Below are 23,314 nucleotides of genomic sequence, written 5' to 3'. Positions count from 1 at the left end.
TCCAAGTTTGAATTGCTCGGAAATTCAGCATTCTTTTCGCGAGTTCACATTTGCTGGGCACAATGCCAGCATGCCAAACATTGCATCGATCCTTAAATCCGAAATTTCACGCGTCGCCCGCAAGGAAGTGCGCGTGGAAATCGAGACCCTCAAGAAGGCATCTGTACAGCACCGCTCGGCCATTGCCGCGTTGCGCCGCCAGGTGAGTGCGTTGGAAAAGGAACTGCGCAGCGTTGCCAAGGGCGCGACGCGCAGCGCGCGCGCCAGCGAAAGCGACGAGGCGGACGAAGGCGGCACCAAGCGGCGCTTCAGCGCGGGCCGGTTGGCCTCGCATCGCACCAAGCTGGGTATTTCCGCTGCGTCTTATGGAAAGCTGGTGGGCGTGTCGGGCCAGACGATCTACCACTGGGAACAGGGCAAGGCACGCCCCCGGGCTGCGCAACTGGAGAGCCTGGCTGCCGTGCGTGGGCTTGGAAAGCACGAAGTGGCCGAGCGGCTCGGCGCCGAATAACGGCACCGAATCAGAGGTTCAGGCAGGCATTGAAGCCTGCCGCGCCTGCTCGAGTTCCGCACGCAGCGCCTCCATCGGCGGCTTGACGGCATCGCTCGCCTGCTCTGCAAACTCCTTCACCGGCGCCCACTTGTGCCCGCGCCCGTCGAGCGACAGGTCATAGGCGCGCTGCAGGTGCGCCAGCAGTTTTCTTGAAGATGCCTGCGCCACCAGCAATGCATCGATGGCACGCGGCATGTCGAAGCGCAGGTGGTCCACCGCCGCCAGCGCCGCCGTCACGCCCTCGAGTTCGAGCGACAGGTGCAGCAGGTCGAGCGCGGTTTCGTCGGGGTGCGACTTGACCTTCTCGGCGACCTTGTGGACTGCGTCGACCAGTTGCAAGGCCCCCTGGTGCAGCGAAAGCCGTGCCGCCGATGCCATGTCCGCATGCCGCTGCGCTTCCAGCCCGCGCTGCCGCTGCACGACCCACAGGCCCAGCCCGACGGCGGCAATCGACCCGAAGGCCTGCGCCCATTCGGCCCAATCCCCGGGCGTGACCGGCGGATAGGCCGCGAAGACGCCGATCAACGCGCCGCAAATGAGCACGGCGGTGCCATACACCGCCACGGTTTCCAACTTTGACTTCATGCCTCTTCCCCTCGGAGGCTGGAAGTATGTCCCGGGGCCGGGCGCTTGAATTGCCCGAACAAAGGGACTTAAGCCGCTCAATGATCGTGATGCAGGTAGCTGGCCTGCTTCGGCAAACGCAGGCTGACGACGAACGCAAGCACCATCATCCCGCTCACATACCAGAAGAACGCCGATTCGTGGCCCAGCGACTTGAGCCCCAGCGCCACGTACTCCGCCGAGCCGCCGAAGATCGCGTTGGCCACCGCGTAGGCCAGCCCCACGCCCAGCGCGCGCACCTCGGGCGGGAACATCTCGGCCTTCACGATGCCGCTGATCGACGTATAGAAGCTCACGATGGCCAGCGCCACGATGATCAGCACGAACGCCACCACCGGGCTGGTCGTGTACTGCAGCGCCGTCAGGATGGGCACCGTCGCCAGCGCGCCCAGGCCGCCGAACAGCAGCATGTTGTTGCGCCGCCCGATGCGGTCCGACAGCGCGCCGAACAAGGGCTGCATGCACATGTAGAAGAAGAGCGCGCCGGTCATCACGTAGCTGGCGGTCTTGATCGGCAGGTGCACCGTGTTCACCAGGTACTTCTGCATGTAGGTGGTGAAGGTGTAGAAGATCAGCGAGCCGCCGGCCGTGTAGCCCAGCACGGTGAGAAATGCGGGCGTGTGGTGCTTGAACAGGCCCGCCATGCTGCCGGCCTCCTTGTTGGCCTTGGCTTCGGCGCTCTGGGTTTCATGCAGCGTGCGGCGCAGCAGCAGCGCCACCACGGCGGCGATGGCGCCGATGACGAACGGAATGCGCCAGCCCCAGGCCTTGAGTTCGGCCTCGGTCAGCAGCTGCTCGAGCACCACGATGACCAGCACCGCGAGCAGCTGCCCGCCGATCAGCGTGACGTACTGGAACGACGAGAAGAAGCCGCGCTGGCCCTTGAGCGCCACCTCGCTCATGTAGGTCGCGGTGGTGCCGTATTCGCCGCCCACCGACAGGCCCTGGAACAGGCGGCACATCAGCAGCAGGAAGGGCGCCCACGCGCCGATCTGCGCGTAGGTGGGCAGGAAGGCGATGACGAGGGAGCCGCCGCACATCATCGTGACGGAGATCAGCATCGAGGTCTTGCGCCCGAGCCGGTCGGCCATTCGGCCGAAGAGCCAGCCGCCGATGGGCCGCATGAGGAAGCCCGCGGCGAACACGCCGGCGGTGTTCAGCAGCTGCGCGGTGGGGTCCGACTTGGGGAAGAAGGCCGGCGCGAAGTACAGCGCGGAGAACGCGTACACGTAGAAGTCGAACCACTCGACCAGGTTGCCGGAGGAGGCCGCCATGATCGCGAAGACGCGGTGGCGTTTTTCTTCGGCCGAGTAGTGAGGGGGAGAGGTTTCGGGCGACGAGGCCGCCGGGCCTCCAGAAACAGGCGTGACTGCGCTCATGGTGCCTTCTTGTGCCGTGCAGGCAATGTTGTTGTTGCCAAAACATTCTGCGCCGGCAGCGGGGTGCCGCGTGTCAGCCGCCGCCGCATCGGCCTACCCCCGAAGTGGCCTTCGCGGGCCTGCCAGAGCGGGTGCCGTCAGAACGTGCCCGGCAGCAGGATGCTCGAATCGACCTCGTCGATGTTCGTGCGCCCGCAGAAGGCCATGGTGATGTCCAGCTCCTTGCGGATGATCTCCAGCGCGCGCGTCACGCCTTCCTGCCCGTGCGCGCCCAGCCCGTACAAAAAGCTGCGGCCGATCAGGGTGCCGCGCGCGCCCAGGGCGCGTGCCTTGAGCACGTCCTGCCCGCTGCGGATGCCGCCGTCCATCCACACCTCGATCTCGGTGCCCACCGCGTCGACGACGGCGGGCAGTGCCGCGATGGAGGAGGGCGCGCCGTCGAGCTGCCGGCCGCCGTGGTTCGACACGATGAGCGCATCGGCGCCGCTGGAGGCCGCAAGCCGCGCGTCTTCCACGTCCATCACGCCTTTCAGGATGAGCTTGCCGCCCCAGAGCTTCTTGATCCACTCGACGTCGGCCCAGCTCAGCGCGGGGTCGAACTGCTCGGCGGTCCACGACGACAGCGACGACAGGTCTTTCACGCCCTTGGCGTGGCCCGCGATGTTGCCGAAGGTGCGGCGCTTGGTGCCCAGCATGCCCATGCACCAGCGCGGCTTGGTCGCGAGGTTGATGAGGTTCTTGATCGTCGGCTTGGGCGGCGCGGTGAGGCCGTTCTTGATGTCCTTGTGGCGCTGGCCCAGGATCTGCAGGTCCAGCGTGAGCTGCAGCGCCGTCACGTTGGCGGCGCGGGCGCGCTCGATCAGGCGCTCGATGAAGTCGCGGTCCTTCATGACGTAGAGCTGGAACCAGAACGGGTGGCGCCCGGTGTGCTCGGCAATGTCTTCGAGGGAGCAGATGCTCATGGTCGACAGCGTGAACGGAATGCCGAAGGCCTTGGCCGCGCGCGCGCCGAGGATCTCGCCGTCGGCATGCTGCATGCCGGTGAGGCCGGTGGGCGCAATGGCCACGGGCATGGCGGCTTCCTGGCCGACCATGGTGGTGCGCAGCGAGCGGCCTTCCATGTTCACGGCCACGCGCTGGCGCAGCTTGATCTTCTGAAAGTCGCTCTCGTTGGCGCGGTAGGTGCCTTCGGTCCATGCGCCGGAGTCGGCGTAGTCGTAGAACATCTTGGGCACGCGGCGCTTGGCGATCACCCGCAGGTCTTCGATGCTGGTGATCTTGGAAAGGTCGGACACGGGCTGTCTCCTGCGTGGTTGGTTAGTTTATGTAAGCGAACTGAGCATTATCGACAGACCCCATTGAGGAGATCTGAAAGTTTCGGAGAGGCGAACTGAAAAGAATTCAACGGCGATGTGATGTCCGGCAAGGTCAACTTCAGAAGCAAAGCCGCACGCCGTACGCGAAAGAACTGGCAGTCCCGCGCACTTTGCCCGCATCCGACTTGTATTCGTCGGTGATCCTGACAGAGGCCATGCCTAGAATTTCGACGCACAAAAATCAGGGAGAGATCAACAATGCGTTTCTTGGAAACGGCGTGCGCTTGTCGCAAATTTCGCTGGCCGCGCCTGGGCGATCGCCCGAGCGCTTGCCGCATTCGGCTCGGCGTACAAGCGTCGGCTTCCGATGGCCGACATCCAGTGTCGCAGGCGATGGCCCAATGACCACGGACCCCGATACCGGCAAACGGCGAATCGCCGCCAGCATGAAATGGGGAATGGTCCTCGCGGCGGCCGCAGTGATATCTCCCGTGATATTTCTTGCTGTCAAGGGGCTGGTGGGCTTGGCTTTGGCGCTGATGGTGGGCCTTGCGATCGTGAATCTGGCGCCTGTGTTGAGCATGAAGTTTGCAAACTGGAAGTTCAGGGCGCTCAAGCACGAAGCCGGCAAAAACCCCATCGAAACATTGCAGAACCAGCAGGCCGAAAAGGAGCGAGACCTGAAGTCGGAGGCCGAGAAGATCAGCCAGTTCGATGCTGCGGTCGAGACCTTCCGCGCCCAGCTCATGGCGGAAGCACAGGAGCAGCCCGAAGCTGCTGCCACCGGCGTGCCCACACTTCGTCAGATGGAGCGACTGCTCGCCTTCAGGCGTCTGAAATACAAACGCGCAGCAGAAGACGTCAAGGCCCGACGCAAGAAGGTCGAGCTTGCACAGTCGCGGTATCGCGTCGCGCTTCTCGCTCAGGAAGTCACCAAGGCGGCTGGCGAAACGCAAGGGACAGTGCTCGACAAGATCCTCGAGGACATCGCGTTCAACGCTGTCGACGAAACAGTGAACCTGAGCATGGCTTCTCTAAGGACGGCCATCATGGTTGAAGAGATACCAATGGACGATATCGATCTGCAACAGATCGATTTCAAGACGCCTGTGATGCTGGATGCCCCCACGGTCAACACCCAGGAATTGATGGTGGCACTTGCGCCGCGCACGGCTGGCGCAGGCAAGAGTGCATTGCAATGACCTTTCGCATCATCGCGTCGCTGCTGCTGGCAACAGTGCTTGCTGTGCTGGTTTATCTGACCGAAGCAGGAAGTGCCTTCACAGATCCCGGCAACACCGCTTCACCTCCGCCGGCCTCTTCGGGCGACGACAAGGTGATGAAGAACCTCAAGATCGACTAAACACTCCGGACACCAAGGAAATGCAGTTGCGCTCCCGAATCCTCGCCCTTGCGGCAGTCGCCATCATGGCCAGCACCATGACGCAAGCCCAGAGCCTGAAGGTCGCCACGGGCGGCCCCAAAGGTACCTACTCGACCATGTTCAAGGAATTGAATAACGCCTGTGCGTCCGATGTGCCGTTGGTCGAGGTCAACAGTTCAGGGTCGAACGACAACATCACGTTGCTGACAGGAAATCAGGTGAACGGCGCGTTCACGCAAACAGACGTGCTTTACTTTCGGGCTCGCACGGAGGAGCTTGGCAATGTCAAGACACTGCTGACGCTCCACCCCGAGGAAGTTCATGTTCTGGCGCGCGCCGACTCCGGTCTCAAGGCCGGCGGCATGCTGGGCGTGGGCGGAAAAGCCGTGGTCTTCAGCGACATCGCGGGTCTCGGCGGTCACAAAGTGGGGGCGGCTGGCGGGGCATTCACCACCGCGCAGGTGATTCGTCTGCAGACCGAGATTCCGTTTCAAGTCGAACAATTCAGTTCCAATGCCGACCTGCTGGCGGCTCTCTCGAACGGACGTGTCCAAGCGGCGCTCATGGTCGGTGGAGCTCCATACGGTGAAGTGGCCAACTTGGGGAACGACTTCAAGCTGCTTTCCATTCCGGAAAGCGTGGCCGCCAAATTGAAAGGCGTGTACCGCGCTGCGCGTCTGAGTTATCCGAAGATGGGTGCGGCGGGCGTTCCCACTGTCGCGACCGATGCCCTTTTCGTCACGCGGGAGTACAAGACGCCCAAGATGGTCGAGAGCCTTGCCAAGTTTCGTGTCTGTGCCCTTCAGGCGATCGAGGGCCTGAAGGAAACAACGGGCACGCATGCAAAGTGGCAGGCAGTCGACGTCAATAACAGAGGCAAGTGGGCCTGGTATGAGTTGCCGCCCGAAGTTGCAAGCTCGACGCAGTCGGCGACGCCTCGCATCTCGGCACAGGGCGGCAAGAAGATCGCCTCCCCGAAGTAGTCCGAATGTCTGTCGTTGCGATTGGCACCACGGAAGTGGGCCGAGCGCAAGCCCAGCGAGGCGGGGTCAGTCCCGCAGCGCTTGCCGCAGCCAGTCCACGAAGGTCGCGCACTCCCAGCGCTCCATCGCGCCCGGGCGCCAGCACAGGAAGTAGGCGTTCGGCGACGGCACGCTGCGCGCCGACAGCCGCACCAGCCGCCCGCTGTCCAGCCAGGCGCTGCCCAGGCGCAGGTGCATCAGCACCACGCCGAAGTCTTCGGCCGCCGCGTCCAGCGCCAGCCCCAGGTCGTTGAACTGGTGGCCCGTGGCCGGCTCGGGCAGGCCCACGCCGCAGGCCTTGAACCAGGTGCGCCACGACTCCAGCGGCGTGCGCAGCAGCTGCGCGCGCGACACCTCGGCGTCGGTCGCGAAGCCGTCGAAGGGTCCGTGGCGCTTCAGGTAGGCGGGGCTGCACACCGGGGACACCTCGTCGGCCAGCAACTGGAAAGACTCCCGGTCGTGGAACGGCCCGGTGCCGAAGCGCAGCTCGATGTCGGCCTCTTCCACCGTGGTGTTGCGCACCGGCGCGGTCACCTGCAGCATCAGTTCGATGTTCGGGTATGCATCGCGAAACCGCGCGAGCCGCGGCAGCAGCATCTGGCGCGAGAAGGTGGGCGTGACGGCCACGCGCAGCCGCCGCACCTGCGAGGCGGGTTCGCGCCCGGGCACCTGCTGCAGCGCCGCAATGGCCTCGCGCACGCGCGCCAGGTAGGTCATGCCGTCGGCGCTCAGGCCGAAGTCGCTGCCCGCGAAGAACTTCAGGCCCAGCAGCAGCTCGAGCTGGCGGATGCGGTGGCTCACCGCGCTGGGCGTCACGCTGAGTTCCTCGGCGGCCAGGTTCACGCTGCGCAACCGTGCGACGGCCTCGAAGGCCTGCAGGCCCTGGGTCGAGGGGAGACGCGAGAAAGCCATCGGTTGCGGGTTGGGGGAGTGAGAGGGGATGTTAGCGAAACGCTGTCGGTTGCCCGTGCCGTGCGGGGCCGCTCACGGCGATGGTCGTGAAGCAGCAGCAACGGCTGCCAGCGCTTCGAGCAGCCGCCGCAGGTCGTCCACGGCCTCGCGCGCCATGGCCGCGTCGCCCATCTGGGCCTTGACGATGGCGCCGTCGACACCGAGCCCTGCCGCCTGTGCCAGCGCCATGCGCGCCGGCAGCCGTGCGGGCAGCAGGCCCGCGATGACTTCGACCATCTCGCGCTTGTGTTCGCGCGCGCGCTGCAGGGCGCCTTCCACGCTGCCGCCCACTTCGGCCGTTGCGTTGATGAAGGCGCAGCCGCGAAAAGCCGGGTCGGCGAACCATTCGGCCATCACGTCGGCCAGCAGCAGCAGCGCACCGGCATCGTCCGCGCGCTCGTGCGCGCCGAGCCGGCCCAGCGCATCGACGAACCAGGCCATCCACCGCGTGTGCCGGTGATCGAGAAACTCGCGGACCAGGTCGTCCTTCGAGGAGAAGTGCCGGTAGAAGGTGACCTTGGTGACGCCCGCTGCGGCAATCACGCGGTCGATGCCGGTGGCGCGGATGCCGTAAGCATAGAAGAGGTCGTGCGCGGTCAGCAGGATGCGCTCGCGCGCGGGGAGCGAGGCGACGGTGGAGATGTCCATGCCGCGATTGTAGGCATGTAGACAGGTCTGTCTACATGTGGCACATTGCGGCGCATTCCCTCTTCACTTCTTCATCGAAAGACGCTCATGGAATCCCGCCCGCCGCTGCCGCCCTTCACCCTCGAATCCGCCACCAGGAAAGTCCAGGCCGCCGAAGATGCCTGGAACACGCGCGACCCGGTGCGCGTGAGCCTGGCCTACACGCCCGACACCGAATGGCGCAACCGCGCCGACTTCGTCAACGGGCGCGAGCAGGTGGTGGAGTTCCTCACGCGCAAGTGGGAGCGCGAGCACGACTACCGGCTGAAGAAGCAGCTGTGGGCCTTCATGGACAACCGCATCGCCGTGCGCTTCGAGTACGAATGGCACGACGCCGCAGGGCAGTGGTTTCGCAGCCATGGCAACGAGAACTGGGAGTTTGCGGAGAACGGGCTGATGCAGCGGCGCTACGCGAGCATCAACGACCAGCCCATCGCCGAGGCAGACCGCAAGTTCCGCTGGGAGCGCTGAGCGGTCTTGCTCCTTCCCCCGCTGGGGGAAGGTCTGGATGGGGGCAGGCCTTCGCACAGGCGCAATGCTTTCTCGAAGGCCGCGTGCCCCCACCCCGGCCCTCCCCCAGAGGGGGAGGGAGCAAGACATCGGGCACGGCTGTTGCTTGCTTTTGGTGCATGGAGACGCCCGTACTCGACCCCACCGCCAGCCATCCGCTCTGGCAGCACCAGCTCGGCCTGCTGCTGGAGTCGACGGGCGAGGGCATCTTCGGCATCGACCTCGACGGCCATTGCATGTTCATCAACCGGGCCGGCGCGCAGATGCTGGGCCACGAGGCGCGCGACGTGCTCGGCTCCAACATGCACGAGCTCACGCACCACTCGCACCCCGACGGCTCGCACTATGCCGACACCGACTGCCCCATCTTCAACGCCTTTCGCCGCGGCCTGCCGTGCCGCATCGACACCGAGGTGTTCTGGCGCCGCGACGGCAGCGCCTTCGCGGTCGAGTATTCAAGCCACCCGATCATGGACGGCGCGCAGGTGCGCGGCGCCGTCATCACCTTCGTCGACATCACCGAGCGCCGCCGCCAGGCCGAGGCGCTGCAGCAGGCCAAGGACGAACTCGGCCTGCGCGTGCAGGAGCGCACCCGCGAGCTCAGCGACGCGCTGGTGCAACTGCGCGAACTGTCCGCGTGGCTCGACAAGGTGCGCGAAGACGAGCGCACCCGCATCGCGCGCGAGGTGCACGACGAGCTCGGCAGCCTGCTGGTGGCGCTGAAGATGGACGTCAACTGGATCGGCAAGCGCCTGGGCGAGCAACAGGAGCGCGCGCCCGACGCGGCGCAGGCCATGCGCGAACAGATGCGCTGCAAGTGCAGCAACATGAGCCAGCTGATCGAGCGCGCGGTCGACAACGTGGGCCGCATCATCACCGACCTGCGCCCCAGCATCCTCGACCACCAGGGCCTGTGGGCCGCGCTCGAGTGGCAGGCGCACGAGTTCGTGCAGACGGCCGAGCTCGCGCTCGACTGGCGCTTCGACGTACCGGCGGGCGTGGAACTGCCCGAGGCCGCGGCCATCGCGGTGTTCCGGATCTTCCAGGAGATGCTGAGCAATGTCGGTCGCCATGCCAGGGCGCGCAGCCTCGGCATCCGCATCGGCGTCGAAGAAGGGCAGCTGAGCCTCAGCGTGCGCGACGACGGCGTCGGGGCGCCGGCGCAGGCCTTCGAGGCCGCCACCTCCTACGGCGTGCTCGGCATGCGGGAGCGGGCGCGCCACTTCGGCGGGCGCATCGACATCGAAAGCCATGTCGGCGAGGGGAGCACCTTCTGCCTGCACCTGCCGCTGGAAGCGGCGCATTGAAATGAGCGACATCCGCGTACTCATAGGCGACGACCACCGCATCGTGCGCGAGGGCCTCAAGCAGATGCTTGGCGACCTCTCCAACGGCTTGCCCGCCATGGCCGTGCGCGCCGAAGCACAGACCGGCCCCGAAGTGCTGGAAGCCGTGCAGGCGCTCGGCGGTCCCGAGGGCCTCGACGTGGTGCTGCTCGACATCGCGCTGCCCGAGCGCGACGGGCTCGACGTGCTGCAGGCGCTGCGCAAGCAGTGGCCCATGCTGCCAGTGCTCATGCTCAGCACCTACCCCGAGAAACAGTACGCGGTGCGCTGCATCAAGCTCGGCGCCTCGGGCTACCTGAACAAGAGCGCCGATGCCGACGACATGGTCGGGGCGGTGCGCAAGGTCGCGGCCGGCGGGCTGTATGTGTCGGCGGCCACGGCCGAGGCGCTGGCCACCGCCGTCGGCCGGGGCGCGGGGCAGGGCGCCGAAGTGCTCTCGCACCGCGAGCACCAGGTGTACCGCCTGCTCAGCGCTGGGCACAGCGTGAGCGAAATCGGTGCGCGACTGGGCCTGGCGCCCAACACCGTCAGCACCTACCGTGCACGCATCCTCGAAAAGACCGGCACCAAGAACGACGTCGAACTGGCCCTGTATGCCGAACGCCACGGCAAGCAGGGCGCAGGCGGCTGAAAACCCGGCCTGCATGCCCCGGCTTGTAGTGCCAGCCCTACAAGGCCTCGACATCGGCGGCACGATCTGACGCCGCAACGCGCCGAACGGCCGGTGCGCGGCAATTCCGGCCCGGCGCTTGCAACGGTGGCTGCATCTTTCCAACGAGGTGCACCACCATGTCCAGCCCGCACGAACCGACCGCCTGCGATCCTTACGATGCCGACCGGCCTCTGAAAATGCGCTGCGCCTGCGGGCGCGTGCATGGCGCGGGCAGCTCTGGCGTGCTGCCGCAAGACAAGCTCGAGGCCAGCCTCATGAAGGCGCTGTTCCCCGTCGACAGCGTGCGCCGCGGCTTCCTGCGCGCCGTGGGCGCCAACACCGCGCGCGCCGCCATCGCCTCGGTCATGCCGCTGGGCGCGCTGCAGGCCATGGCGCAGGAGAAGGCGCCGCTGGAGAAGACGAAGCTGAAGATCGGCTTCATTCCCATCACCTGCGCCACGCCGCTCATCATGGCGCACCCGCTGGGCTTCTATGCCAAGCAGGGCCTCGACGTGGAGGTGGTCAAGACGGCGGGCTGGGCGCTCATTCGCGACAAGATGCTCAACAAGGAGTACGACGCCACGCACTTCCTTTCGCCCATGCCGCTGGCCATCTCGATGGGCGCGGGCTCCAACGCCGTGCCCATGAACGTCGCGACCATCCAGAACACCAACGGCCAGGCCATCACCCTGGCCAACAAGCACAAGGACAAGCGCGACCCGAAGATGTGGAAGGGCCTGAAGTTCGCCGTGCCCTTCGAGTACAGCATGCACAACTTCCTGCTGCGTTACTACGTGGCCGAGGCGGGCCTGAACCCCGACACCGACATCCAGATCCGCGTGGTGCCGCCGCCCGAGATGGTGGCCAACCTGCGCGCCGGCAACATCGACGGCTACCTGGGCCCCGACCCCTTCAACCAGCGCGCCGTGTTCGAGGAAATCGGCTTCATCCACCTGCTGACCAAGGACCTGTGGGACGGCCACCCGTGCTGCGCCTTCGGCACCTCCACCGAGTTCATCGAGAAGAACCCCAACACCTTCGCCGCGCTGGTGCGCTCGGTGCTCACCGCCTCGGCCATGGCGCGCGACCCGAAGAACCGCGAGCTCATCGCCAAGGTGATCGCGCCGGCGCAGTACCTGAACCAGCCGGAGGTGGTGCTCAACCAGGTGCTCACCGGCAAGTTCGCCGACGGCCTGGGCAACATCCGCACCGTGCCCGACCGCGCCGACTTCGACCCCATTCCCTGGCAGTCGATGGCCGTGTGGATGCTCACGCAGATGAAGCGCTGGGGCTACGTGAAGGGCGACATCAACTACAAGCAGATCGCCGAAAAAGTGTTCCTGCTCACCGACGCCAGGAAGCGCATGAAGGAGCTGGGCCAGGCCGTGCCCGACGGCGCGTATCCCAAGTTCACCATCATGGGCAAGGTGTTCGACCCGTCCAAGCCCGACGACTACGTCAAGAGCTTCGCCATCGCGAAGATGGCCTGAGCCATGCCGAAGAAAGCCATCACCTTCAAGGCGGCGCTGGTGTCGCTGCTGATGTTCCTGCTGCTGCTTGGCGTGTGGCAGCTGGCGACCATGCCCGGCGCCGATGCCTCTGCGGCGGCCGGCATGACCGCCGAGCAGATCGAATACCAGAAGATGCTGGGCAAGGATCCGACGCAAGGCCAGGTGAAGAGTTCGGGCTTTCCCACACCCGCCGAGATGGGCGCCACCGCATGGGCGCACCTGTCGAACCCGTTCTACGACAACGGGCCCAACGACAAGGGCATTGCCATCCAGCTGGCCTACTCGCTGGCGCGCGTGGGGCTGGGCTTTGCGCTGGCCTGCCTGGTGGCGGTGCCGCTGGGCTTCGTCATCGGCATGTCGCCGCTGCTGCACAAGGCCTTCGATCCGTTCATCCAGGTGCTCAAGCCCATCTCGCCGCTGGCGTGGATGCCGCTGGCGCTCTACACCATCAAGGATTCGTCGGCCAGCGGCATCTTCGTGATCTTCATCTGCTCGGTGTGGCCGATGCTCTTGAACACCGCCTTCGGCGTGGCCTCGGTCAAGCGTGAATGGCTCAACGTGGCCAGCACGCTCGAAGTCAGGCCGCTGCGGCGCGCGCTGCGCGTGATCCTGCCGGCGGCGGCGCCCACCATCCTCACCGGCATGCGCATCAGCATGAGCATTGCGTGGCTGGTCATCGTGGCGGCCGAGATGCTGGTGGGCGGCACGGGCATCGGCTACTTCGTGTGGAACGAGTGGAACAACCTCTCGCTCACCAACGTGATCTTCGCGATCCTGCTGATCGGCGTCGTGGGCATGCTGCTCGACCAGGCCTTCGCCGGCCTGCAGCGCAAGGTGACCTATGTGGAGTGACCGCGTCCATCTTCCCAACCCGGGCGTTGCCATGACCTCACTCGTGCCTCCCGCGCCGCTGGACGTTGCGGGCCTGCGCGGCTTCCTGCGCATCGAGGGCCTGGCCAAGGCCTTTGTGCCCGCGCGGCCGGTGTTCGCCGACGTGTCGTTCACCATCGACCGCGGCGAGTTCGTCTGCATCATCGGCCACTCGGGCTGCGGCAAGACCACCATCCTGAACGTGCTGGCGGGCCTGGACCAGGCCAGCGCGGGCCATGTCTTCATGGACGGGCGCGAGGTGGCCGGCCCCAGCCTGGAACGCGGCGTGGTATTTCAAAGCCATGCGCTCATGCCCTGGCTCACCGTGCGCAGGAACATCGCCTTTGCGGTGGTCTCGCGCTGGCCCGGGTGGTCGGCCGCGCAGGTCGATGCGCAGGTGGAACGCTTCGTGGCCATGGTGGGCCTGCAGGGGGCCATCGACAAGAAGCCCTCGCAGCTGTCGGGTGGCATGAAGCAGCGCGTGGGCATTGCGCGCGCCTTTGCCATCCAGCCCAAGATGCTGCTGCTCGACGAGCCCTTCGGCGCGCTCGATGCGCTCACGCGCGGCACCATCCAGGACGAGCTCATGGCCATCGTGCGCCAGACGCAGCAGACCGTGTTCATGATCACGCACGACGTGGACGAGGCCATCCTGCTGGCCGACCGCATCCTGCTGATGACCAACGGCGCCGAGCAGCCCGGCGGCGGCTACCGCGCCGGCAACATCGTCGAGACCGTGGTCAACCCGCTGCCGCGCGAACGTACGCGCGCGTCGCTGCACCACCTGGACGGCTACTACGCGCTGCGCAACCACATCGTCGATTTCCTCGTCACGCGCGCGAAGGCGTCGTGACTTTCCCGTTCTCTTTCCATTCCATCAGGAGCAAACCCGCATGAATCGCAACGACGTCACCGAGAAGATCATCACCGTCAAGGTGAGCAAGGGCATCCAGTGGGCCGACGTGGCCAAGAAGGTCGGCCTTTCGAAGGAGTGGACCACTGCCGCCTGCCTCGGCCAGATGACGCTCGACGACAAGCAGGCCAAGGTCATCGGCAAGATATTCGGCCTCACGGTCGAAGAGCAGAAGTGGCTGCAGGTGGTGCCCTACAAGGGCTCGCTGCCCACGCCGGTGCCGACCGACCCGCTCATCTACCGCTGGTACGAGGTGGTGAGCGTGTACGGCACCACCATCAAGGAACTGATCCACGAAGAGTTCGGCGACGGCATCATGAGCGCCATCGACTTCAGCATGGACATCCAGCGCCAGGCCGACCCCAAGGGCGACCGCGTCAACGTGGTGCTGTCGGGCAAGTTCCTGCCCTACAAAACCTACTGAACGTACTCGGCCGGATGCGGCCGTTGCCTGGCCGGCGGGCGCATCGTGCCGGCCGTGATGCCGTAGCCCTCGATGGCCCCGGCAATCGACCGGGCCACCGCCTCCAGCGGCACCGCGATGCGCCGGTTGGTGCGCATGCGCTCGCGGCAATAGCTGGCCGCGATGCGCTCGGCCAGCGGATCGCTCGGGCCGTTCACGTCGGGGCTGACCACCGTCACGTGCAGGCGGCCCGCATGCTCCTGGCGCAGCCCTTCGGAGATGGCGTTCACCGCGTACTGCATGCCGTGGTACACGGCCGAGCTGGGCGACACGCCCTGCATCGCCACCGGCGCCACGTTCACGATGTGGCCCCAGCCTTGCTCCTGCATCGCCGGCAGCACGGCCGCGATGCCCAGCAGCACGCCGCGCAGGTTCACGTCGATTATGAGTTCCCACTCCTCGATCTTGCGGTTCCACAGCGGCGACATCGGCATCACGCCCGCGGCGTTCACCAGCACGTCGATCTGTTCGTGCGTGTCGAGGGCGAACTCGGCAAAGGCCTCCATGTCGGGCCGGTGCGTCACATCGAGCCGCTGAAAGCTCGCGGTGCCGCCCGTGGCCTCGATTTCGGCCACGAGTGCCGCCAGGCGCTCGGTGCGCCGCGCACCGAGCACCACCTTGGCGCCGCGCCGGGCCAGCAGCCGCGCGGTCGCTTCGCCGATGCCGCTGCTCGCGCCGGTGATGAGTACGACTTTTTCCTGGATTGCGCTCATTTGAAAACTCCTCGTGCGGGTCGGTTGCAGTAGGGTCCACGCAGAAGAGGGTGAACCGGGCATGGAAAGAAGTGTCTCGCGGCAGGGGCCGGAGGCGGTATCCGAATCGAACTCGGTTTTTGCCTGATCCTGCAAAACACGAAGCGGCCCGGTCGCACCGATCGGGCGGGTGGTCACCCGTTCGTTTGCATTTCTTGCCCGATTCGCCAGCGGCAGCTTCAGGTTGAGCCGGTTCCGAAAATCGAAGATGCTCTGTCGATGGCCGAAACCCTCGCAACACCCCAGCGCCCGTGGATCTACCTGGCGGGCCCCGATGTCTTCCGCCCCGATGCCAGGGACCACTTCGTGCGGCTCGCCGCCGCTTGCGACGCGCTTGGCCTCGCCGCGCTGCTGCCGGCCGACGGCAACGAAGGCCTGACCACCGAAGCACCGGAAAAGCAGATCTACGTCGCCAACATGCAGCGCCTTCGCGGGGCCGACGGCGTCGTCGCCAACCTCGCATGCTTCCGCGGCCTGGAGCCCGATTCGGGCACGGTGTTCGAGGTGGGTGCGGCGGTGGCGCTGGGGATTCCCGTCGTGGCCTACGGCGTGCCCGAAGGCAGCTATGCAGAGCGCGCGCAGGCCGCGTTGCCGTGCGAGAAAGACGCCAGCGGCGTGCTGCGCGAAAGTGCCACCGGCATTGCCGTCGAAGACTTCGGCCAGCAACTGAACCTCATGCTGGCCTGCTCTATCCACATCGAGCCGACGCCGGAGGCGGCCTTGCGCAAGATGGCCGAAGTGCTCGCGGCCGCTCGCGCGTCTAAAGCTGGAAACCCCTGATGCCCGGCCCAGCCGCCACCGCCTAGGATGGCAGTCCCCCCTTTTTCAATCGGACCACTGGAGCACGCATGCCAATCACCGAGACGCACTTCGACCTGACCGCCAACGACGGCGTCACGGTGGAGGTCCATCGCTGGCAGGGCGCAACGCAGCGCGCCGTCATCCAGCTGGCGCACGGCATGGGCGAGCATTCGCTGCGCTATCGGCACCTGGCGCATGCGCTGGTGGAGGCCGGCTATGTCGTCTATTCGAACGAGCACCGCGGCCACGGCCAGGGCGCCTCGGCGCGCGGCGAACTGGGCGAGTTCGGTCCGCGCGGGTTCGCCGGGCTGGTCGACGACATGGCGCTGCTCAGCCGCCATGTGCGCGGCGTGCATCCGGGCCTGCCGCTGGTCCTGCTCGGCCACAGCATGGGATCGTTCGCCACGCAGTACTACCTGGTCGAGCACAGCGAACTGCTGTCGGGCGCGGTGCTCTCCGGCACCACGGCGCTCGACCTGCTGGGCGCCGCGCTGCAGTCAGGTTTCAAGCTGGAAGACATGAACGCCGCATTGCCCGATGTGCGCACGCCCTTCGACTGGCTCAGCCGCGACCCCGCGCAGGTCGACGCGTACATCGCCGATCCGCTGTGCGGTTTCACCGTGTCGGCCGAGGGCATGGGCTCGATGTTCGCGAACCTGGCCGACCTGGCACCCGAGGCGATGCGCCGGCACATCCGCCCCGAGCTGCCGCTGTACCTGTTCGTGGGCGACGAGGACCCGGTCAGCAACAAGGCCGAATGGTTCTATCCGCTGGTGCAGCGCTACCGCGCGGCCGGGCTGCGCGACGTGTCGTGCCACGTGTTCGGCGGCGCGCGCCACGAGACGCTGAACGAGACCAACCGCGAAGAGGTCGAGGCGGTGCTGCTGGCCTGGATTGCGCGGGTGGTCGGCGAGCCGCGCTGAGCGCGCCGCAGCTGCCTACGCCGCCTTGCCCGAGGAGGCCCTGAACTCCTGCGGCGACATGCCGTACGCCCTGCGAAACGCGCGCGTGAAGTCCGACGGGCTCTTGAACCCGACGGCGTAGGCCACGTCGGTCACCATCAGGTGCGGGTAGCGCACCAGGTCGTCGGCCGCATGGCGCAGCCGCAGGTGGCGGATGTACGCGCCCAGGCCGCCTTCGTGCTGGAACATGCGGTACAGCGTGGGGCGCGGCAGGTGCAGCGTGGCCAGCACCTGCTCCGGGGAGAGTTCGCTGCGGTGCAGGTTGGCCTGGACATAGCGGCGCACCTGGCCGAACATGGCCGCGCGTGCGGCCGCGCGCGCACCACCGCTCAGGCGTGCCTCCTTGCCGAAGCCGGCCAGCAGCAGTTGTGCGCTCGCACGCACGGCGCTTTGTGCCACGGGCGCGCTCATGTGGGCGATGTCGCGGCCCAGCGCCTCGACCTGCGCCAGAGCCAGCCGCGCAAGGGGTGTGTCGATGGGCATCGCCCGGCAGTGAAGGGCCTCGGGGTCGGGAAAGACCTCTTCCACCAGCGTGCCGGGCACGAAGAAGGTCAGCACGCGGCAGGTGTTGCGCTGCATGCGCACCGGCTGGCCCATGTCCAGCGCCAGCACCTTGGCCGACTGCGGGGCGGTCCTGGGCTGCGCCGACGAGCGCACGCTCACGCCTTCGACGTCGCCCTCCAGGAACACATGCAGGGCGTAGTTGCGCACGTTGTCGGTGGAGATCCGTGCCAGCGAGCGTTCGAGCTGCATGGCGTCGGAACGGCAGTCGGTGAAGGCGATGTCGCCGATGTCGTAGCGGTCGATGGCCGCGTGAAACGGCCGGCCGATGCCGCCCGCCGCGGGCTGCACGTCGATGACATGCCCCACGCGCTCCCGCCATGCCTGGAACTGGCGCGCTGGCGGCTCTTCCAGCACATTGAAATGACTGTGGGGCAGGCCGTTCTGCAGGGAGGAACGGACGCCGGGTGCGGGGTGACGCAGGCCCATCACAGGTGCTTGGAAAACGAGGGGTAGCCCGTTGAAAAAACCCGGAAATAAGGAAAAGGTGCCAACAAATGCTGAAAAGCCGGCGGATTCTCCAAAAACTGAGACGCACGGTCAAGCCCGCAGGCCGCAAACCTGCAATCTCGGCGTGGACGTGGTTGCAAGGCCTCGCCCGCGCAGCCCGGCCCGCTGGGCCGCGCGCTCCCCCCTCTCTTGCCGAGCGAATGAAGGTGTCCATGTCCGTCGGAAAAATCAAGCGGGTTGCAGTGCAGCGGGACAGCGGCGGCGGCGCCGGCATGTCCAGGCGCAACAGCCACGAGCCCTTGCTGCGCACGCTCGACGACGATGTGCAGCGGGTCGATTCGGCCGTGGCCGCCACCGCCGTGGGCCTGCTGTTCTCCGAGGTGAACGAGGTGGAGCTGGCTTTCCTGATGCGGCTGATCGCCGAGGGCGACACGGCCACCGCGTCGCGGATCGCGCAGCGCATCGTGGCAGGGAAGCCGTCCGTTGCGGCACCCGGGCAGCCGAAGGCGGCCTCGATGCCGCTGCAGCCGAAGGCGCGTGCGCAGCCGCTCGTTGCACAGCCGGTTGCGCTGCCCGTGAAGGCAAGGCGCCCGCGCGCCGCGCAGCCACCGGGGCCGGACCGTCAGGCCAGCATGTTGTCCCCGCGCGAACTCAGCGTGCTGCGAATGATTTCGCAGGGGTTGAGCAATCGGCAGATTGCCGAGGCGAGCTACCGCTCCACGCACACCGTGGATGCACAGGTCAAGAACATCTACCGCAAGCTGGACGTGAAGTCGCGCGCGCAGGCGGTGCGCGACGCCATGCAAAACGGCCTGCTCAATCCCCAAGCCGGCGCCTAGCCAACCGCTATTTCCTGCAGTCGCCGCCGGCGGACACGGTGCCGTCCCTGCATTCGGTGAGGATGGGCGCGCCCGAAGAGGCTGCGGGTGCCGCGGGCGTCGTGCCGCGGTCGGGCCCGGCGTCTTTCTCGTAGACGATCTTCCTGCTGCCCAGCTCGCAGCTGCCCACCACCTGCCCGCTGGCCGATGCGTTGGCATCGACCACGGTGACGGTGAAGCGCGCCACGCCCGCGGCGGCGATCTTCGACTCGATCTGTGTGCGCAGGGCGTCGCAGCTTTCGGCGCCGTGCGCCGCATGGGCCGCGCCGGCAAGGGCCAGCGCGGTGGGGAGCAACCAGTGTTTCATGGGGGGCCTGCCTTGCACAGCGTGGGAGGGGGAAACAGTCTAGTCCCACGCCCGTGCGCTGTGCATCCCCTGTTGGAAGGGGCGCAGGAAAGGCGTGGGGCTTGCCCCCATGCCTTCGCCGGCCTCAGGCCTGGGCCGCCGCCAGCGTCGCGTTGAGCGTTGCGCTCGGACGCATTACGGCGGTGAACTTCTCGGGGTCGGCCAGGTAGTAGCCGCCGATGTCGACAGGTTTGCCCTGCACGGCGGCGAGTTCGTCGACGATCTTCTTCTCGTTGGCGGTGAGCGTCTCGGCCAGCTTCTTGAACTTGGCTTGCAGTTCCTTGTCGTCGGTCTGCGCGGCCAGCTCCTGTGCCCAGTACATCGCCAGGTAGAACTGGCTGCCGCGGTTGTCCAGCTGACCGGTCTTGGGGGACGGGTTCTTGTTGTTGTCCAGCAGCTTGCCGGTGGCGGTGTCCAGCGTCTTGGCCAGGATCTTGGCCTGCGCGTTGCCCGTCTTCAGGCCCAGGTCTTCCAGGCTCACGGCCAGCGCGAGGAATTCACCGAGCGAGTCCCAGCGCAGGTGATTTTCTTCCACCAGCTGCTGCACGTGCTTGGGGGCCGAGCCGCCCGCGCCGGTCTCGTACAGGCCGCCGCCGGCCATCAGGGGCACGATGGACAGCATCTTGGCCGAGGTGCCCAGTTCCATGATGGGGAACAGGTCGGTCAGGTAGTCGCGCAGGATGTTGCCGGTGGCGCTGATGGTGTCCAGGCCGCGCACGACGCGCTCCAGCGTGTAGCGCATGGCCCGCACCTGGCTCATGATCTGGATGTCCAGGCCCGAGGTGTTGTGCTCGTGCAGGTACATCTTGACCTTGGTGATCAGCTGCGCCTCGTGCGGGCGGTAGGCGTCGAGCCAGAACACCACCGGCATGCCGGAGTTGCGCGCGCGCGTGACGGCCAGCTTCACCCAGTCGCGGATCGCGGCGTCCTTCACCTGGCACATGCGCCAGATGTCGCCCTGCTCCACGTCTTCGCTCAACAGCACTTCGCCGGTGTCCAGGTCGGTGATGTTGGCGACGCCGTCTTCCGGAATCTCGAAGGTCTTGTCGTGCGAGCCGTACTCCTCGGCCTTCTGCGCCATGAGGCCCACGTTGGGCACCGTGCCCATGGTCTTGGGGTCGAAGGCGCCGTGCCACTTGCAGAAGTTGATGATCTCCTGGTAGATGCGGGCGAAGGTCGATTCGGGCATCACGGCCTTGACGTCCTTCAGGCGGCCGTCGGCGCCCCACATCTTGCCGCCGTTGCGGATCATGGCGGGCATGGAGGCGTCCACGATGACGTCGTTGGGCGAATGGAAGTTGGTGATGCCCTTGGCCGAGTCGACCATGGCCAGTTCGGGGCGGCCTTCATGGCAGGCGTGCAGGTCGCGCTTGATCTCGTCCTGGGTGCTCTGGGGCAGCGTGGCGATCTTGGTGTACAGATCGACCATGCCGTTGTTGACGTTGATGCCCAGCTCGTCGAACAGCTTGCCGTGCTTCTCGAAGGCTTCCTTGTAGAAGATCTTCACGCAGTGGCCGAACACGATGGGGTGCGAGACCTTCATCATGGTGGCCTTCACGTGCAGCGAGAACATGACGCCGGTCTTGTGCGCGTCCTCGATCTCCTTTTCATAGAAGGCCAGCAGCGCCTTCTTGCTCATGAACATGGAGTCGATGACTTCGCGGTCCAGCAGTGCCACCTTGGACTTGAGCACGACGGTCTTGCCGCTCTTGGTGATCAGCTCCATCTTGACGTTGCGCGCGCGGTCCAGGGTCATGGACTTTTCGCCGTGATAGAAGTCGCCGCCGTGCATGTGCGAGACGTGCGAGCGCGAGGCCTGGCTCCACTCGGCCATGCTGTGCGGGTTCTTGCGGGCGTATTCCTTCACCGCCTTGGGTGCGCGGCGGTCGGAGTTGCCCTCGCGCAGCACCGGGTTCACCGCGCTGCCGGTGCACTTGTTGTAGCGCGCGCGGATGTCCTTGTCCTCGTCCGAGGTCGGGTTCTCGGGGTAGTCGGGGATCTTGTAGCCCTTGTCCTGCAGTTCCTTGATCGCCGCCTTGAGCTGGGACACCGAAGCGCTGATGTTGGGCAGCTTGATGATGTTGGCGTTGGCCTGGAGCGTGAGCTTGCCGAGTTCGGAGAGGTTGTCAGGCACCTTCTGCGCGTCGCTCAGGAATTCGGGGAACTCGCCCAGGATGCGGGCGGCCACGGAGATATCGCTCGTGGTGACGTTGATGCCGGCCGGTTGGGTGAAGGCGCGGATGATGGGCAGAAACGCGTAGGTCGCCAGCAGGGGCGCCTCGTCGGTGAGGGTGTAGACGATGGTGGGTTGCTTCGAGCTCATGCGCTGGCTTCCGTAAAACTTGAGTTGTCGGGTTGGCTGGAACTTCTGGCGGAATCGCACCGCCGGAATCGCCGATTGTCACCCGTCGGCGGCCGGTTCGGTCCGCCAAGGGGCCTAACACCCCCATGGGGGGCTCTGTCAATGGGGTTTCAGGGCAGCGGCAGGGTGATGGTGGCCACCAGCGGCACGGTGTCGATGCGCTCGGCGCTGGCGACCAGGAAGGCCCTGTGCGGCGCCGTCTGCACCAGTTCGCCCAGCGAACGCCACAGGCAGCGCACCGACCCCGCATCGAGCGCGGCCGTCGGCTCGTCGAGCAGCACCAGCGGGCGGCTCGAGGCCAGCGCGGCGGCCAGCCACACCTTGCGCTTGGAGCCGGTGGACAGCATGAACATCGACTTCGCCAGGTGCGGGGTCAGGGAAAAACCTTCCACCAGCGCCTGCCATCGCGCATCGTCGAAGCCCGCGTCGCCCTGGCGCAGCGCGGCGGTGCATTCGTGCACGGTGGCCTGGTCGAAGCGGTCGGTGGAGGGGTCCACGAAGAACACCTGGCGCCGGTAGGCCTCGGGCGCGGTGTCCAGGCTGGCGCTCGCCACGGTGAGGCGGCCGGTGGCGGGCAGCGCGCCCGCCATCACCTGGAGCAGGGCCGACTTGCCGCTGCCGGTGTCGCCGTGCAGCAGCGTGACGCCGGGGCCGATGGCGGCGGTCCAGTTCGAGGCGATCGGCGGCTGGCCGGGGTAGGCGAAGCCGAGCGCGTCGATCCCGAGGATGGGGGGCAAGGAGGGCAAGGAGGGCAAGGAGGAGGGTGAAGGGGACGAAGGGTTCATGGTCGAGGCCGACTCTATCAATCAAGCAGCCGCACGCGAACGCCGAGGCATGGCTACCATTCGGCTCCATGAAAAAGCTGCTGCTCACCGCCGGTCTCCTCGCGTCGCTGTTCACTGTGCCCGTGTTCGCCGCGCCGCCGGCCCAGGTGTTCGACGCGGTGAAGAAACCCGAGGCGCTCGACCTGCAATGGCGCACCCGCCTGTGCGCCTTGCTGCCGCAGCCCTGCGACGTGCAGCAGCTCGGCCTGTACCGCCCGCGCGGCGCCACGCCTGCCGACTACGTGGTGCTCTCGGCCGAGCCGCTGGCCATGGCGCGCGTGAAGCGCACCACCGACGCGAAGGGCTGGCAGCTCGACCGGCTGCACGATTTCTCGGGCTATGCGCAGTCCCTCAAGAAAGAAGACACCGGCACCGCGAGCGACACCGGCGACAAGCGCGACATGCGCCTGTCGCTCGCGCCCGCGCTCTACCCGCTGGCCGAAAGCAAGTGGGCCGTGGCCGTGCTGCAGACCGTGTCGGAGATGTACTCGGGCGGCGGCGCCTCGTTCGACACTGCCGACTTCGTGCCGCTCGAAGGCGGCAAGGCCTTGCACGAAGGCATTCCCTTCTCGTGCTTCAAGATGATCCGCGCCTGCTTCAGCGAGAAGGACTACAAGACCTCGAAGCACTGCCATGACGAAAGCAAAGGCAGCCTGCGCATCGTGTACGGCGAGGCCGCCAGACCCGGCGCGCCCTACGACTGGCAGTACACGTGGCTGCAGAGCGAGTGGCCGCAGAACGAGCCGCAGCGCGCCGCCACCACCACGCGCATCCGCTTCACCGCCAAGACCACCGAGCGTGCGGACTTCTGCGGCGGACCGCAGTAGGCACCGAAGACTTCTCGCGCATTGCTGCGTTTTGGCACGCAATCTGCTTTGAGAAGTTCATCCAGGAGAAATGCCGGCTCGATGCTTCGAGTTAGTGCATTACCGAAGGCGATGGCCCAGAACGCTCAGGTCCCAAGACTGGATTTTTTCTAACGCTGGAGAGCGCTGACCGACCCCTTGCAGGGGCCGAGGGCAGCCGCCGAAGGGGCAAGCCCTGTGCGATGTGCGCGCAGGGTGAATCTCTCAGGCAAAAGGACAGCAGGGGCACGCCGCGCACAGAGCGCGGGGGTGCCCTTGTTCGCTTCCGGAGCCGCTTTCTTTCATGACCTGTTTCCCGCAACGCCGCACGACGAATGTCTTTCCTGGCGTT

Annotated in this window: 25 protein-coding genes and 1 riboswitch; of the genes, 15 read left to right on the top strand and 10 right to left on the bottom strand. The window is 66.4% G+C overall.

Annotated features, from left to right (window positions below; translation table 11 throughout):
* Positions 1-70 precede the first annotated feature (70 nt).
* Positions 71-511: a helix-turn-helix domain-containing protein gene (locus AC1DJH_RS05150; RefSeq protein ID WP_478184998.1), complete on the top strand. Its 441-nt coding sequence runs from the start codon at positions 71-73 to the stop codon at positions 509-511.
* Between the two features lie 18 nt (positions 512-529).
* Here AC1DJH_RS05150 and AC1DJH_RS05145 read toward each other — a convergent pair whose 3' ends face one another.
* From AC1DJH_RS05145 to AC1DJH_RS05135, 3 genes are all read right to left on the bottom strand, one after another.
* The gene (locus AC1DJH_RS05145; protein WP_478184928.1) at positions 530-1,138 is read right to left on the bottom strand and encodes a hypothetical protein; all 609 of its coding nucleotides are present in this window, start codon (positions 1,136-1,138) and stop codon (positions 530-532) included.
* A 77-nt stretch (positions 1,139-1,215) separates the two neighbouring features.
* Positions 1,216-2,556 carry an MFS family transporter gene (locus AC1DJH_RS05140; RefSeq protein WP_478184927.1) on the bottom strand — a complete coding sequence of 447 codons (1,341 nt, stop codon included), beginning with the start codon at positions 2,554-2,556 and terminating at the stop codon, positions 1,216-1,218.
* 137 nt (positions 2,557-2,693) lie between these two features.
* The gene (locus tag AC1DJH_RS05135; RefSeq protein ID WP_478184926.1) at positions 2,694-3,851 is read right to left on the bottom strand and encodes an alpha-hydroxy acid oxidase; all 1,158 of its coding nucleotides are present in this window, start codon (positions 3,849-3,851) and stop codon (positions 2,694-2,696) included.
* A 422-nt stretch (positions 3,852-4,273) separates the two neighbouring features.
* On the opposite strand from AC1DJH_RS05135, the gene AC1DJH_RS05130 reads away from it, so the two are divergent.
* The 3 genes from AC1DJH_RS05130 to AC1DJH_RS05120 are packed head-to-tail and all read left to right on the top strand — an operon-like array spanning position 4,274 to position 6,239.
* Positions 4,274-5,074, top strand: coding sequence for a hypothetical protein (locus AC1DJH_RS05130; RefSeq protein ID WP_478184925.1), 801 nt, complete (start codon positions 4,274-4,276; stop codon positions 5,072-5,074).
* Positions 5,071-5,235, top strand: a complete 165-nt coding sequence (locus AC1DJH_RS05125) for a hypothetical protein (protein WP_472116337.1) — start codon at positions 5,071-5,073, stop codon at positions 5,233-5,235. Before AC1DJH_RS05130 ends, AC1DJH_RS05125 begins: the two co-directional genes overlap by 4 nt.
* A 20-nt stretch (positions 5,236-5,255) precedes the next feature.
* The gene (locus tag AC1DJH_RS05120) at positions 5,256-6,239 is read left to right on the top strand and encodes a TAXI family TRAP transporter solute-binding subunit (protein ID WP_478184924.1); all 984 of its coding nucleotides are present in this window, start codon (positions 5,256-5,258) and stop codon (positions 6,237-6,239) included.
* Positions 6,240-6,305: 66 nt separating this feature from the next.
* On the opposite strand, the gene AC1DJH_RS05115 is transcribed toward AC1DJH_RS05120, so the two are convergent.
* Positions 6,306-7,190: a LysR substrate-binding domain-containing protein gene (locus AC1DJH_RS05115; RefSeq protein ID WP_478184923.1), complete on the bottom strand. Its 885-nt coding sequence runs from the start codon at positions 7,188-7,190 to the stop codon at positions 6,306-6,308.
* Positions 7,191-7,262: 72 nt separating this feature from the next.
* The gene (locus AC1DJH_RS05110) at positions 7,263-7,877 is read right to left on the bottom strand and encodes a TetR/AcrR family transcriptional regulator (RefSeq protein ID WP_478184922.1); all 615 of its coding nucleotides are present in this window, start codon (positions 7,875-7,877) and stop codon (positions 7,263-7,265) included.
* 87 nt (positions 7,878-7,964) lie between these two features.
* Here AC1DJH_RS05110 and AC1DJH_RS05105 point away from each other — a divergent pair, with 87 nt between their 5' ends.
* The 7 genes from AC1DJH_RS05105 to cynS all read left to right on the top strand — a co-directional run bounded on the left by AC1DJH_RS05105 (position 7,965) and on the right by cynS (position 14,142).
* On the top strand, positions 7,965-8,387 hold the full coding sequence (locus tag AC1DJH_RS05105) for a nuclear transport factor 2 family protein (RefSeq protein WP_472116348.1): 423 nt from the start codon (positions 7,965-7,967) through the stop codon (positions 8,385-8,387).
* A gap of 158 nt (positions 8,388-8,545) precedes the next feature.
* Positions 8,546-9,733 (top strand): sensor histidine kinase, encoded by a 1,188-nt coding sequence (locus AC1DJH_RS05100; RefSeq protein WP_478184921.1) that lies wholly within the window; start codon positions 8,546-8,548, stop codon positions 9,731-9,733.
* Between the two features lies 1 nt (position 9,734).
* Complete coding sequence (locus AC1DJH_RS05095; protein WP_478184920.1) at positions 9,735-10,403, top strand: response regulator transcription factor; 669 nt, start codon at positions 9,735-9,737, stop codon at positions 10,401-10,403.
* Positions 10,404-10,561: 158 nt separating this feature from the next.
* On the top strand, positions 10,562-11,914 hold the full coding sequence (locus AC1DJH_RS05090) for a CmpA/NrtA family ABC transporter substrate-binding protein (RefSeq protein ID WP_478184919.1): 1,353 nt from the start codon (positions 10,562-10,564) through the stop codon (positions 11,912-11,914).
* A 3-nt stretch (positions 11,915-11,917) separates the two neighbouring features.
* Positions 11,918-12,787 (top strand): nitrate ABC transporter permease, encoded by an 870-nt coding sequence (ntrB, locus tag AC1DJH_RS05085; RefSeq protein WP_478184918.1) that lies wholly within the window; start codon positions 11,918-11,920, stop codon positions 12,785-12,787.
* 31 nt (positions 12,788-12,818) lie between these two features.
* A complete protein-coding gene (locus tag AC1DJH_RS05080) occupies positions 12,819-13,658 on the top strand; it encodes an ABC transporter ATP-binding protein (RefSeq protein ID WP_435435178.1) in 840 nt (279 codons plus the stop codon).
* A 40-nt stretch (positions 13,659-13,698) separates the two neighbouring features.
* A complete protein-coding gene (cynS, locus tag AC1DJH_RS05075; protein ID WP_047784436.1) occupies positions 13,699-14,142 on the top strand; it encodes a cyanase in 444 nt (147 codons plus the stop codon).
* Here cynS and AC1DJH_RS05070 read toward each other — a convergent pair.
* Positions 14,136-14,894 carry an SDR family oxidoreductase gene (locus tag AC1DJH_RS05070; RefSeq protein ID WP_478184917.1) on the bottom strand — a complete coding sequence of 253 codons (759 nt, stop codon included), beginning with the start codon at positions 14,892-14,894 and terminating at the stop codon, positions 14,136-14,138. The two genes, cynS and AC1DJH_RS05070, sit on opposite strands and share 7 nt — an antisense overlap.
* A 258-nt stretch (positions 14,895-15,152) precedes the next feature.
* Between AC1DJH_RS05070 and AC1DJH_RS05065 the strand changes: the two genes are divergently transcribed.
* The gene (locus AC1DJH_RS05065) at positions 15,153-15,713 is read left to right on the top strand and encodes a nucleoside 2-deoxyribosyltransferase (RefSeq protein ID WP_478184916.1); all 561 of its coding nucleotides are present in this window, start codon (positions 15,153-15,155) and stop codon (positions 15,711-15,713) included.
* Positions 15,714-15,781: 68 nt separating this feature from the next.
* Positions 15,782-16,657: an alpha/beta fold hydrolase gene (locus AC1DJH_RS05060; RefSeq protein ID WP_478184915.1), complete on the top strand. Its 876-nt coding sequence runs from the start codon at positions 15,782-15,784 to the stop codon at positions 16,655-16,657.
* Between the two features lie 15 nt (positions 16,658-16,672).
* Here the strand turns inward: AC1DJH_RS05060 and AC1DJH_RS05055 are convergent, their stop codons facing one another.
* Positions 16,673-17,686 (bottom strand): AraC family transcriptional regulator, encoded by a 1,014-nt coding sequence (locus AC1DJH_RS05055; RefSeq protein WP_478184914.1) that lies wholly within the window; start codon positions 17,684-17,686, stop codon positions 16,673-16,675.
* 233 nt (positions 17,687-17,919) lie between these two features.
* On the opposite strand from AC1DJH_RS05055, the gene AC1DJH_RS05050 reads away from it, so the two are divergent.
* The gene (locus AC1DJH_RS05050) at positions 17,920-18,546 is read left to right on the top strand and encodes a helix-turn-helix transcriptional regulator (protein WP_478184913.1); all 627 of its coding nucleotides are present in this window, start codon (positions 17,920-17,922) and stop codon (positions 18,544-18,546) included.
* Positions 18,547-18,553: 7 nt separating this feature from the next.
* Here AC1DJH_RS05050 and AC1DJH_RS05045 read toward each other — a convergent pair whose 3' ends face one another.
* From AC1DJH_RS05045 to AC1DJH_RS05035, 3 genes are all read right to left on the bottom strand, one after another.
* A complete protein-coding gene (locus AC1DJH_RS05045; protein ID WP_478184912.1) occupies positions 18,554-18,892 on the bottom strand; it encodes a DUF1161 domain-containing protein in 339 nt (112 codons plus the stop codon).
* A 124-nt stretch (positions 18,893-19,016) separates the two neighbouring features.
* On the bottom strand, positions 19,017-21,254 hold the full coding sequence (locus AC1DJH_RS05040; protein WP_478184911.1) for an NADP-dependent isocitrate dehydrogenase: 2,238 nt from the start codon (positions 21,252-21,254) through the stop codon (positions 19,017-19,019).
* Positions 21,255-21,403: 149 nt separating this feature from the next.
* Complete coding sequence (locus AC1DJH_RS05035; protein WP_478184910.1) at positions 21,404-22,039, bottom strand: ABC transporter ATP-binding protein; 636 nt, start codon at positions 22,037-22,039, stop codon at positions 21,404-21,406.
* Positions 22,040-22,146: 107 nt separating this feature from the next.
* Here AC1DJH_RS05035 and AC1DJH_RS05030 point away from each other — a divergent pair, with 107 nt between their 5' ends.
* Positions 22,147-22,944 carry a hypothetical protein gene (locus tag AC1DJH_RS05030; RefSeq protein WP_478184909.1) on the top strand — a complete coding sequence of 266 codons (798 nt, stop codon included), beginning with the start codon at positions 22,147-22,149 and terminating at the stop codon, positions 22,942-22,944.
* 145 nt (positions 22,945-23,089) lie between these two features.
* Positions 23,090-23,213: riboswitch (glycine riboswitch) on the top strand.
* The last annotated feature ends 101 nt before the right edge of the window (positions 23,214-23,314 follow it).

The sequence above is a fragment of the Variovorax sp. 10N412 genome (assembly GCF_056394985.1).
The sequence above is the reverse complement of the archived record's forward strand: the minus strand, read 5'-3'. Positions and strand labels throughout refer to the sequence as shown.